This is a genomic window from Nanoarchaeota archaeon (genome assembly GCA_018897155.1).
GTDB lineage: Archaea > EX4484-52 > EX4484-52 > EX4484-52 > LFW-46 > LFW-46.
Map to the genome: position 1 here is coordinate 18,208 of JAHILE010000058.1, position 11,456 is coordinate 29,663.

An 11,456-nucleotide genomic window follows, 5' to 3' on the forward strand; every position below is an offset into this window, starting at 1 on the left:
GAGACGTTATGAAATTAACAGAAAATGAAAAAATAAACATAACTGGCGAAGAAAAAATAAATGTTATGGAAAAGGGACTCGCTTCTTTAAAGTTAAATTTTGAAGAAAAACTGAAAATTCTTGATGCTGGCGGAACAAAATACACCTATTCAGTTTTATCCAGGATGTTTCCGAAAAGCGATATCGATACGTTGAATATTTCGGAAAGCGAAGCGTCAGGAAGCAAAAAACATATAATTGCAGACGCACAAAAATTTGACCTGCATCAAAAATACGACATTATTTTTGCAAACGACCTTATCGAGCACATTCCATCACCTGACGCATTTTTTGAATGCAGTTTCAATCACCTGAAAGAAAATGGTATTTTGGTAATAACAACGCCTAACCTCGCGTGCTGGTATAACCGCGTGTTCTTGCTTTTAGGGTATAGTTTAGCAAACTACAGCGCTTCATTGAAACATCGGACAGGAAACCCATTCATCAGGCAACTTCCTAATGAGCATAAAAGTGTTTTTAATTTTATGGGTTTAAATGATTTACTGAAGATATATCATTTCAAAGTCATATACGCAAAAGGATTTACCTACGGTGCAACACATCAAGTTTCGGCCGGCAAATTTCGCAGGATAAGAAAAGTCCTAAATTCAACGCTTCCAATGAGGTTGAAAGAAGGACTAATGATAATTGCTAAAAGAATGGAATGATTGAGTATGTCCAAAAATAATTTTGCTTCAAAAGTTAATGTTACTCTTCGCCAAAACTGGCACGTACTGGCAGTGTTAGTTATAGGTATTTTAGCGCTTTACATAAGGCTATTGTCGCTGCCTCTTGTAAAAACCTATCTGCCGGACATAGACACATACTTATTTTATAGGGGGTCGGATTATCTGCTAACCCATAATTTTCATTTTCCGATATGGGACACGCTAAGAAACTATCCTTTCGGGCTTAATTTTTATGTTGAACAGCCGCTGCCTTATTATCTGCCGGCAATATTCTACAAAATCGCAAGCATATTTTCAAACATGAACTACATCTCGCTTGTAAAATACTATTCACCCATTGTAACTTCACTCAGCGTAATCCCAATGTACTTAATAGGAAAGGAACTAAAAAACAAATGGACTGGAATTTTTTCGGCATTTTTCTTTGCTATCATGCCTGCAATACTTATGAGAAATCCTGCTGGATATATCGAAAAAGAGCCATCAACCATCGCATTTATGATGTTCTCGGTTTATTTTTTCCTAAGAACGCTAAAAAAAGATTCGTGGATTTCTGCAGCATTAATGGGGGGCTTTCTAACGCTTGTTGATATCGGCTGGGGTGGTGTAGACCACTTGTATTTGAGTTACACATTATTCGCATTCATGATTCTTTTTGTAAATAAATATCAGAACGCATTAATAAAAAACTATGTCTTCCTCCTGATTGCAATAAGCTTTGGCGCATACATAACCAATGGATCATACCTCGGCTCAGAACATTTGATGATATATCTGACGTTTGTTATGGTTCTTGCGCGTTATGCAGTAGACAAATTTAATTTAATTAAAAAAGAATCCCTGAAATATTTCATTCCCGCCCTGTCAATAGGTGGACTCATTTTAGTGCTCATTGTATCAACATTCTCGCCGTTCTTCGCGAGCTTTGTGGATCAGGCCAGCGGCATTCTATTCTATCGCGAGACCACATTTGGCGGCACGGTGGCAGAAAATCAAAGGCCTGATTTCGGAAGCTTTCTTGCACAATTCGGAACGCCATATGCAGCAGGAGTCTTGCCTTCTTTGCAGCCCATTCTAATATACTTCAGCGCATGGATACTTGCGTTCATTGCATTAATATTGTCAGCATACAAAACTGAAAACAAATACAAATGGATGCATATCGCTGCAGTAATTGTTGCGGTTTTATCATTCTTAATGTTTCTTAACAAACCTGGAAGCACAGCCCAAATAATCTACCTCATATCTTTTTTCACAGCATTATTCTTATTTGCAAAGCATGGAGAATTTGCATTAACATTAAATGCAACTCTCCTGTTCGCTGCTATGCTGAGTTTCATGAACCTGATTCGCGTCGGATTCCTGGTGGGGCCCTATATTTCAATATTTGCAGGGTATTTTATCGCAGAACTTATTTCCCGCACAATGAATTTAAACGCAGTCAAAAATGCGGCAACTCTTGAAGAAAAAATAAACGTATATAGTGTTGGAATGGGTGTATTAATCTCAATTATACTCATAGCGAATCTTGCTGCAGGTTATGCAATTGGAAGCAGTATGGGGCCAAATTATAATAATAATTGGAATGATGCAATGAACTTCATGAAAGAAAAAACTCCTGAGAGTTCTGTAATGCTTTCTTGGTGGGATTTTGGCTACTGGTTCCAGGCAATGTCCGGCAGGGCAACTATGCTTGATGGCGGGAATAATGACCTTCACGGCGATAAGCTGACAGGCCTTTATTTCAGCGGACGTATGAATGAAAGCATTGAAAAAGAGTTTTTGCAAAGCCGCGGAATCACGCATATAATCGTTGATTATTCCATGATTGGAAAATATGCTGCAATGACAAGAATAGGCACGGACTGGCAGGAAATTGACCAATATATTCCATTAAGTGATCCTCAGCAAGCCCAAAAGAATGGAAAAACAATATTAATATTCCAGTTAGGTCCGAGTGCATTCTACGTACCGATAACTCAGAACGGCACAGGAACAGTCATTGCAAAATCGCAAGATAGCGGAGATATAACAATTGATGGGGATGTTGTATTTTCACAAGCTAATGGCAATGTGAATTTAAAATATATATGCACTGAAAACGGCCTAATAGATTTAAAGCCTAGCGAACCGTCATGGGATGCCTGCCTTTTAATTACGCCTTACGGCTGGTTTTTCCCTGTTGATGCAAGCAATGGAAAACCAAGCACACTTACAGGAACCTCCACATTTGCAAAACTCTTTTTCTTTAACGGCAAAGGAGTGGATTATGTTAAAAAAGTATACGACAACCCTGAGATCAAAATATATGAAGTCGAGCTGCCGAGAAGAACAAGAGAAGAATTAATTAACTGGTGGAAAACTAATGTAGATACATTCGATATGAGTAGCGATTTCGTCAAAGGCAAATTAAAATCATTGGAAACGCTATGCATAAATGGGAATGAAATAACGTCCTGTTAAGTGCTTCTAGAGGCATTAACAGTTTTAAAAAGAAATATGTTTCTTGATACATATGGGTGATTTAAGAACTATTGGAAGGGGCGCAGCATATGTTTTTGCTGGCCTGGTTTTTGCAAAACTAGTGGCTTATGCTTGGAGAATCATTGTAGCAAAAACAGGTCCGGAAAACTATGGCCTTCTTTCGCTGGCAATTTCCATACTTGGCCTCACATACACGTTTTCATTTCTCGGCCTTGAATCCGCTGTTATGCGATACATGGCATATTTTAAGGAAAAAAATGATACTTCAAAAATGAAGGGCGTTCTCTTTTCGTCACTAAAACTTTCCATCCCTGTTTCGGTTTTGGTGTCAATAGCACTATATACTTACTCTGACTTCATTTCAATTAATCTATTCGAAAAACCAGGCCTTTCCCCATTGCTTAAGATAATTTCCTTCGGCATTGTGCCTTATATGGTATATATCATGTCGCTTTCTGCTTTGATAGGCCTTAAAAAAATAGAGGGGGTGGTAATCTCAAGAAATATAACCGAAAGCACAATTCGCCTGATTGCAACAATAGTTTTGATTTATCTAGGCTATGGAATTCTGGGTGCTGCAGCAGCATACGTACTAGCATTTGTTTTCTCTGCAATAGTGTCGCTCTACTTTCTTGAAAAAAACTTTCCGTTTCTTGGAACAAAAATTTCTGCAGAAGGGCTTGAAAAAGAGCTACTGAATTATTCTCTTCCGCTTCTGATGGGAGGCGTTGTTGTGCAAATGCTTTCGTGGGTGGATATTTTAATGATCGGCTATTTCAGGACTGCTTCGGAAGTTGGAATATATAGCACCGCAGTTCCAACCGCAGCATTACTGCTTTTTATACCGGCAGCACTATCCTCGCTTTTTCTGCCGGTAATAACCGGAGCCTATGCAAAGAACCGCATAAACGACATAAAACGAGTATACTTGCGCGTCACAAAAATAACCGTGGTTGCAAACCTTCCGATAGTCCTGATTATGATGTTTTTTTCAGAAGAAATACTTGGATTTTTCTTTGGAAGCGTATATTCTGAGGGGGCATTATCCCTATCACTACTCGCCATAGGGTATTTTATCGCTTCTGCAGTAACAACGAGCAATGCAATACTTAACATGACAAAGAATACAAAAAGCTTAATGGCTATAGCAATTATCTCAACAGCAGTAAATGTGGCATTAAACTATTTTTTAATACCCCTCTATGGAATTAACGGAGCGGCAGTATCCGCCGCTATTGCAATGGCGTTGAGCGGCATTTTAGTGTGCTTTTCGGCGTATAAATCAATAAACATCATCCCGTACGACAAATCATTGTTCTATGTGTGCTTGCTTGGAGGCGGCTCCTTAAGCGGCATGTATTTCGGGCTTCATGCAATATACGCCACAATTCCGATAATTCCGGCCATACTTGGCGTTTTGCTCTTCTTTGCGTTCTATTTATATTTAATATTCAAATTCAGAATAATTGAAAAAAGCGAAGTTGTTGAAATTATCAATAGTTTGAAAGGAAGAATACGAAATATGACCTCTCCGGTCATGTGGGATTAAATCAAAGTAATTTAAATATTTGAAATGAATGTCATATGTGATTAAAATGAATCAAAACACCAAAGTTGTAATATTTGCAGGCGGCCTTGGCACACGGCTAAGCGAAGAAACAGATACGCGGCCAAAACCAATGGTTGAAATAGGGGGCAAACCAATTCTTTGGCATATCATGAAAAGATATTCCGCATACGGATTTAATGATTTCATAATATGCCTTGGATACAAGGGGCACCTCATCAAAGAATACTTTACAAACTACTTCATGCACCAAAGCGACATTACTATAGATGTTGCAAAAAACACCACTGAAATCCATAACAACAACTGCGAACCGTGGAAAGTTACTCTTGTTGATACGGGGTTGTACTCCATGACTGGGGCGCGCCTTAAAAAAATACGGAACTATGTAGGCGATAAAACATTCATGCTTACCTATGGCGATGGTGTTTCAGATATTGACATAAAAAAACTCTTTGAATTTCATAAAGCTCACGGAAAGATGGCAACAGTCGCGGCAGTCCAGCCTGAAGGAAAATTCGGCGCCCTGACAATTGACGAGAATGATAGTATTTTGTCATTTCGCGAAAAACCGAAAGGCGATGGCGCCTGGATAAGCGGTGGGTTTTTCGTTCTCGAACCTAAAATATTCGGCTACATCGAAGACGGAGATCAAGTTATCTGGGAAAACGACCCCATAAAAAAGATAATTAATGACAAACAGCTTAAGACGTACAAACACACAGGATTCTGGAAATGTATGGATACTCTAAACGACAAGCAGGTATTGAATGGCTTGTGGGAAACAGGAAACGCCCGCTGGCTCAAATGGTGATTTTATTAAAAACAACACATTTTGGAAAGACAGAAACGTCCTCATTACAGGATGCACCGGCCTGTTAGGCTCGTGGCTCACTAAAGACCTGGTAGGCAAAGGCGCGAATATTGTAGGTCTTATACGTGATATCGTGCCGAAATCCAACATAAAGGATTCGATGAACAGCATTAACGTTGTTCATGGCGATGTTGAAGACCTTGAACTGGTTGAACGCGCATTAAACGAATACGAAATAGACACTGTTTTTCATCTTGCAGCCCAGACAATTGTCGGCACTGCAAACAGAAGCCCCATATCCACTTTCGAGACAAACATAAAGGGCACATGGAATGTTCTTGAGGCGTGCCGAAGAATCCCCCTTGTAAAAAGCGTTGTTATTGCCTCAAGCGATAAGGCTTACGGCGACCAGAAAATACTGCCCTATGATGAAAATACGCCGCTTCAGGGAACCCATCCGTACGATGTCTCAAAAAGCTGCGCAGACTTAATCGCATACTCATATTACAAGACATACGGCGTTCCCGTGTGCGTTACAAGGTGCGGCAATTTTTACGGAGGCGGCGACCTGAATTTCAACAGGCTGGTGCCCGGAACAATAAGATCTGTTCTGAACAACGAGCGCCCGATTATAAGAAGCAATGGAACATTGATCCGCGATTATATTTATGTAAAAGACGGCGTTGACGCGTATATTCTTTTGGCAGAAAAAATGAGGGAATTAAAAATATCTGGGGAATCATTTAATTTCAGCAATGAAGACCGCCACACTGTCAAGGATATTGTTGAAAAGATTCTCAAGTCGATGGAATCAAAACTCGAGCCCATCATCCTGAACGAAGCGAAAAACGAGATACTTCACCAGTATTTGTCAGCGAAGAAAGCGCGGGAAATACTCGCGTGGAAGCCGAAATACACAATGGAATTGGGGCTCAAGGAAACGATTGAATGGTATAGGGACTTTTTCAAAGCATAAGCAATATTTTTTAATAACTGTGTGGAATCCATGAAAAATATAATTATTCCGGCAATAATCGCAAAAACTCAAAACGAATTAAACGGACATTTAAGCAAAGTCAAAGATTTTTCAGAATTAGTCCAGCTTGACATCATGGATGAAACACTTGTACCAAATCGTTCTCTTGATTTCGATTTTGATGTGTCCGGCAGCGGTCTCCGTTTTGAAGCTCATTTAATGATCAATAATCCCTTTGAATGGATTAAGAAAAACTGGAACAAAGTCGATACTATCCTGGTTCATTTTGAATCATGTAAAAACCCAAAAGAGATAATAAATTTTGTAAAAGGCAAAGGCAAAAAAATCGGGTTTGTGCTTACGCCTGAAACGCCGATTCGTGAAATAAAAGACTATCTAGATGATATCGATCAATTGCTGATAATGACGGTTAATCCCGGATTCTACGGCAGTAAATTCCTGCCTGAAACTCTCGGTAAAATAATCGAAGCAAGAAAAATGCGGCCAGACCTCGATATTGAGGTTGACGGCGGCATTACGCCGGAGACAATTAAATTAGTGCGCGATGCAGGAGCAAATATGTTCGTATCGGGATCATATATCTTGAAATCAGATAACATTAAAGAAGCAATAGATATATTAAATCGAGTGTTAAGCGGTCTTGTAAACGATGGTAAATACACGTGCCATTAATGAATAAAAACGTGCCGCTTGCCAAGATAAAGGGGTTTCTAAAATTGGATGAGGTTTCAGATTGCATATGAAAATCACAAATACGCTAATATTTGACATGGACGGAGTCATTGCAGACACAGAGCCCCTTAAATTTGAGGCATACCGGCAAGCATACAAGGAATTGTTCAATACCTGTATAGCGGATGGCGAGTGGCGCCTGGGCTTGGGAGAGGAAGCTGCTATACGGGAGTACCTGAAAAGGGCGATTAATGACGTAAAAAAAACCGTAATACGATGTTTTCGGGATACAGAAAATAACCAGATAAACGAATTATTCGGGAATTGCAATGAGCAGATACTAAATGACTTGAATAAAGAAAAGATTCCCGATTGCATGATACCTATTGTTGGAAAAGTAAAAAGAGAAAAATATGCCGCTCTTTTGGAAACTGCTCTCAAACCCATAAAAGGCGCAATTGACTTTGTTAAATATGCTAAAGACAACCAGTATCAGATTGCTGTTGCTACTGGCTCTACAAAAGCAGAAACAAATAAAATACTGTCAAAATTTGGCATAAAAAAATATTTCAATGCAATTATAACAAAAGACGACATAGGCGCTGGAAGAGGAAAGCCACTGCCAGACCTGTATCTCGTATGCTTAAAAAAACTCAATGCAGAACCGCAGAATTGCCTTGTGATAGAAGATTCCGTACCCGGAATTAAAAGTGCAGTTACTGCAAATATAAGAGTGATTGCAATCTCCACAACCGTGCCAAAACAGAAATTGATTGATGCGGGTGCAACGTACGCGGTCGATACGTTTGAAGAAATGAAAATATATGTATGAATAACCCCATCACAAAGTTACGCGTACTTTTATAATTGCCTTTCTTACATTCTCTTTTGCATTGAATTGACACCCCGGCCGGTGAATGTCTGTCGGAAAAAATATTGCAAACATACCTTCGGAGAATATAATCTCGGATTCATTCTGAACCTTATTATAAAGCGCCCTGTCTTTTTCTTCATCATATTCTTCAGAAATTTCATTTTTCCCGTCAATAAAACCGGCGCCCATTAGTTCTGTTCCGGATATCATATACTGTACGTCAATATATTTTTTGTGAACCTCTGCCTTTTTCTCGCTCTTGGGCAGAGTCTCGTACTCATCTAACACGAGGTATATGTCATCTCCTTTTATAGGGTATCTGCCTTTTGCCATTTTACTGAAATCTGTTCTTTTAATATAATTTATGGCTTCAACAAGCTCTTTTTGCAAAGAATTCGATTCATAGAAATTTTTTAGTTGTCCGAGGATCATAATTCAACCTGCAGTAGAATCAATCAATTAACTTTTCTCTTTATACTTATTCGCAGTCCATTTTTCTATCATTTCCTGGTGCGGATCTATCACGAGCTCGCACACAACTGCATCCTCGCTTTCCAATATATTCTTTAGCTTATGAAGATCTTTTTCTGAAGAAATCGATTCGTATTTAACGCCCCATCCAGCCATCAGATCTTTCCAAATCGGAAGAGACAACCCTGAAGATTCATCGGCTGCAAAAACTTTTCCAAAGAATTTGTTGTGCGTATTCCTTATCGAATAATAGCCGCCGTTATTGAAAATGAATATCTTGAGCGGAAGCTTGTGGTATATCATAGTCTGCAATTCCTGAATATTCATCATGATCGAGCCGTCGCCTTCCGTGCAAATCACCGGTTTTTTGTTATTTGCAATGCATGCGCCGATTGACATTGGCAGGCCTTTGCCCATCTCGCCAAGTCCGGTATTTGTGATTAGCCTCTGTCCCTTTCTTAACTTAAATGCCTGATGAGGCACTTCAGCAGCCATGCCGTTGGCGGTAACAATCGGAAAACCTGTTTTTCCATTTAACTCTTCCATAAATTGATACACGTCAACATATCCGGGTTTTGTCTTGTAGGCAATCTCTTCCGCCAATAAATCCCATCGTTTCAGGATTATTTTTTCTTCAAGCATCTTTTCAAGGAAAATCTTTGCATCGCAGCAAACGCTGATATCCGGCGTAATTGTCTTTTTATTCAATTGCGCAGGGTCGATATCCGCCATAATTATGAATTTGCCTTTTGCGAATTCCTTGTAATCAAACGATGTCTGCCTTAGCTGCATGCTGGTGCCGACAATCAAAAGCACATCGCAATTGTCAATTGCATAATTCGCGCTTTTTCGCCCCGTGATTCCCTGGGGCCCGAGGTAATGCGGATAATCATAAGTCACCAAATCATCCCCGCTCATTGCAGAAATGACATTGATTTTTGTCGTTTCAATAAATTTTGCAAGAAGAATTTCTGCTTTAGCAAGCCGTATTCCGTTGCCGATTAAAAGCAGCGGCCTCTCGGCTTTTTTAAGCTCTGTTACAATTTGAGCTATCGGAATAACGCACTCTTTTTCTTTTGGTATTTCGAATGTCTCGAGATTTTTCTCATCAATCTCGGCAGACTGGACGTCCAAAGGAATATCGAGCCAGACCGGCCCGGGCTTTCCTGATTTAGCCAGATATATTGCTTTTTGAAGATGGTATTTTATGCTGTTTGGATCTTCTACTGTTATCGCGTATTTGGTGATTGGCTTTACAATATCAATGATATTTATTTCCTGGGGCCCAAGCTGCCGTAAACCGTATTTGTTATCTTTGGGTATCATCAATTCTTTCCTGACCTGGCCGGAAATGACTATTATAGGTATGTTATCAATCCAGCAGGCAGCAACACCTGTTACTGCGTTTGTCCCGCCGGGGCCTGTTGTAACAACACAGAAGCCGATGTCGTTTTTCATTCGCGCGTATCCTTCTGCAGCAAGAGCGGCGCCTTGTTCGTGATGCGTGCATATCGACGTCAGGTTTGATTTGCCGATGCTGTCAACAATGTGCATTACTCCGCCGCCTGAAACAAGAAATACGCTGTCTACAACAGTTTCCATGTATTTTAGAACATAATCGCTGAGCTTCATTTTATCGCCTTCGTATATTTTATCAGTTTACTAATTCATTATACTAAATATTACGTATGAAGATATGTATTAACAGAGATATTTATTATTAATCAGTATCTTTTAATGTCGATTCAAAAATAGGAATAATCTCATAGCTATGTTTTGTATCACTTAATGCGTCAGGGCTAATGATGGTTTTTTGTATTGCTTTTTTTATAATCCTGTCAAGGTTCTCTTCTCCGACATTTTCTTTTGTTAGAGCTTTCACAAATGCATATATTTGATGTCCAATAATATTCTGGAAATTCATCGGCAGTAAGTAAGTATCAACTTGCCGAGTATCAAATCCTTGCTCTTTACTTATCTTTTGAATTGAATTAATATCATGTTTTGGCCGAGATAACGTTTTATAATCATCCACTTCAACTTTTTTTCCGACTTCGCCAAGAACATCCCTGACAAAGTGGCTATACCTAAAACCGTATTCAAGTGAAGGATATGCCGAGTCTTCAAAAAAATGTGACGCAGTATTCCAAATTACCGGAGAATCGTCTTTTAGAAATCTCCTTAATCGGGAGAATGTTTTAGAAAGATCCGTCCAATGCATAACCTGATTTGCAACAGCGGCATCCGTGCTGTTTTCATCAATTTTATCTGTTGTTTGAATATCATCGAGTATAAATGTTGCCCGCCCTTTATATTTTTCACTCTCTTCTCTAAATTTATTCCAATAGTCTTGTAATTCTTCGTTGTCTACAGACTTGAATACGCTTAAATCGCCATCATAAAGATTAAATTTATATTTTGCAACATCTAACATGCCTTCTGAACTTTCAATACCCATCACATTGACATTAGGGTACTTCTTAAGTAGTTCCAACGTGGTAATTCCGGTTCCTGGCCCAATCTCAATTACTTTTTTAGGATCATCTGAATTTAGTGACAAATACTCTACCAACCGCGATGCATTTGATTCATAATTGTACGTTATGATTGAAGGATGTTTGCTATTGTCTACAATCTTTACGGACAGGTTATTAATATCATAATCCACACCATTAAGTTTCATACCATAGGGATTTCCGTTTTTAGCGGATCCCGTAAATGCGCCATCTTTCAATGCCATACTCAATGTTGAAAAATGACATTTATAAATCTTTAAATTATAATCTCTGTAAAGTAGTTACAACTTCTTAACTTCTGGACAATTCTAACTTAAGTAGCCATTTACGATA

General features: G+C 39.1%; 10 protein-coding genes. 7 read left to right on the forward strand and 3 right to left on the reverse strand.

The features are described from left to right. Positions 1-8 precede the first annotated feature (8 nt). The 7 genes from KKB09_07660 to KKB09_07690 all read left to right on the forward strand — a co-directional run bounded on the left by KKB09_07660 (position 9) and on the right by KKB09_07690 (position 8,094). A complete protein-coding gene (locus KKB09_07660) occupies positions 9-707 on the forward strand; it encodes a class I SAM-dependent methyltransferase (protein MBU4301063.1) in 699 nt (232 codons plus the stop codon). A gap of 6 nt (positions 708-713) precedes the next feature. Further along, entirely contained in the window at positions 714-3,191 is a 2,478-nt protein-coding gene (locus KKB09_07665) for a hypothetical protein (GenBank protein ID MBU4301064.1), read from the forward strand. A gap of 52 nt (positions 3,192-3,243) precedes the next feature. Beyond that, the gene (locus KKB09_07670; protein ID MBU4301065.1) at positions 3,244-4,761 is read left to right on the forward strand and encodes an oligosaccharide flippase family protein; all 1,518 of its coding nucleotides are present in this window, start codon (positions 3,244-3,246) and stop codon (positions 4,759-4,761) included. A 46-nt stretch (positions 4,762-4,807) separates the two neighbouring features. After that, positions 4,808-5,593 carry a glucose-1-phosphate cytidylyltransferase gene (gene rfbF, locus KKB09_07675; protein ID MBU4301066.1) on the forward strand — a complete coding sequence of 262 codons (786 nt, stop codon included), beginning with the start codon at positions 4,808-4,810 and terminating at the stop codon, positions 5,591-5,593. Beyond that, a complete protein-coding gene (locus KKB09_07680) occupies positions 5,550-6,569 on the forward strand; it encodes a GDP-mannose 4,6-dehydratase (protein MBU4301067.1) in 1,020 nt (339 codons plus the stop codon). Before rfbF ends, KKB09_07680 begins: the two co-directional genes overlap by 44 nt. A 30-nt stretch (positions 6,570-6,599) precedes the next feature. Continuing rightward, complete coding sequence (locus KKB09_07685) at positions 6,600-7,262, forward strand: ribulose-phosphate 3-epimerase (GenBank protein MBU4301068.1); 663 nt, start codon at positions 6,600-6,602, stop codon at positions 7,260-7,262. A gap of 67 nt (positions 7,263-7,329) precedes the next feature. Next, complete coding sequence (locus tag KKB09_07690) at positions 7,330-8,094, forward strand: HAD family phosphatase (protein ID MBU4301069.1); 765 nt, start codon at positions 7,330-7,332, stop codon at positions 8,092-8,094. A gap of 9 nt (positions 8,095-8,103) precedes the next feature. On the opposite strand, the gene KKB09_07695 is transcribed toward KKB09_07690, so the two are convergent. From KKB09_07695 to KKB09_07705, 3 genes are all read right to left on the reverse strand, one after another. Beyond that, positions 8,104-8,568: a YhcH/YjgK/YiaL family protein gene (locus KKB09_07695; GenBank protein ID MBU4301070.1), complete on the reverse strand. Its 465-nt coding sequence runs from the start codon at positions 8,566-8,568 to the stop codon at positions 8,104-8,106. 27 nt (positions 8,569-8,595) lie between these two features. After that, positions 8,596-10,239, reverse strand: coding sequence for a thiamine pyrophosphate-binding protein (locus tag KKB09_07700; GenBank protein ID MBU4301071.1), 1,644 nt, complete (start codon positions 10,237-10,239; stop codon positions 8,596-8,598). A gap of 88 nt (positions 10,240-10,327) precedes the next feature. After that, the gene (locus KKB09_07705; protein ID MBU4301072.1) at positions 10,328-11,347 is read right to left on the reverse strand and encodes a class I SAM-dependent methyltransferase; all 1,020 of its coding nucleotides are present in this window, start codon (positions 11,345-11,347) and stop codon (positions 10,328-10,330) included. Positions 11,348-11,456 lie beyond the last annotated feature (109 nt).

Excerpts from the sequence above, each read along its gene's own strand:
- KKB09_07660 (MBU4301063.1), top strand. The coding sequence starts at position 9 with ATGAAATTAACAGAAAATGAAAAAATAAACATAACTGGCGAAGAAAAA.
- KKB09_07665 (MBU4301064.1), top strand. The coding sequence starts at position 714 with ATGTCCAAAAATAATTTTGCTTCAAAAGTTAATGTTACTCTTCGCCAA.
- KKB09_07670 (MBU4301065.1), top strand. The coding sequence starts at position 3,244 with ATGGGTGATTTAAGAACTATTGGAAGGGGCGCAGCATATGTTTTTGCT.
- rfbF (MBU4301066.1), top strand. The coding sequence starts at position 4,808 with ATGAATCAAAACACCAAAGTTGTAATATTTGCAGGCGGCCTTGGCACA.
- KKB09_07680 (MBU4301067.1), top strand. The coding sequence starts at position 5,550 with ATGGCTTGTGGGAAACAGGAAACGCCCGCTGGCTCAAATGGTGATTTT.
- KKB09_07685 (MBU4301068.1), top strand. The coding sequence starts at position 6,600 with ATGAAAAATATAATTATTCCGGCAATAATCGCAAAAACTCAAAACGAA.
- KKB09_07690 (MBU4301069.1), top strand. The coding sequence starts at position 7,330 with ATGAAAATCACAAATACGCTAATATTTGACATGGACGGAGTCATTGCA.
- KKB09_07695 (MBU4301070.1), bottom strand. The coding sequence starts at position 8,568 with ATGATCCTCGGACAACTAAAAAATTTCTATGAATCGAATTCTTTGCAA.
- KKB09_07700 (MBU4301071.1), bottom strand. The coding sequence starts at position 10,239 with ATGAAGCTCAGCGATTATGTTCTAAAATACATGGAAACTGTTGTAGAC.
- KKB09_07705 (MBU4301072.1), bottom strand. The coding sequence starts at position 11,347 with ATGGCATTGAAAGATGGCGCATTTACGGGATCCGCTAAAAACGGAAAT.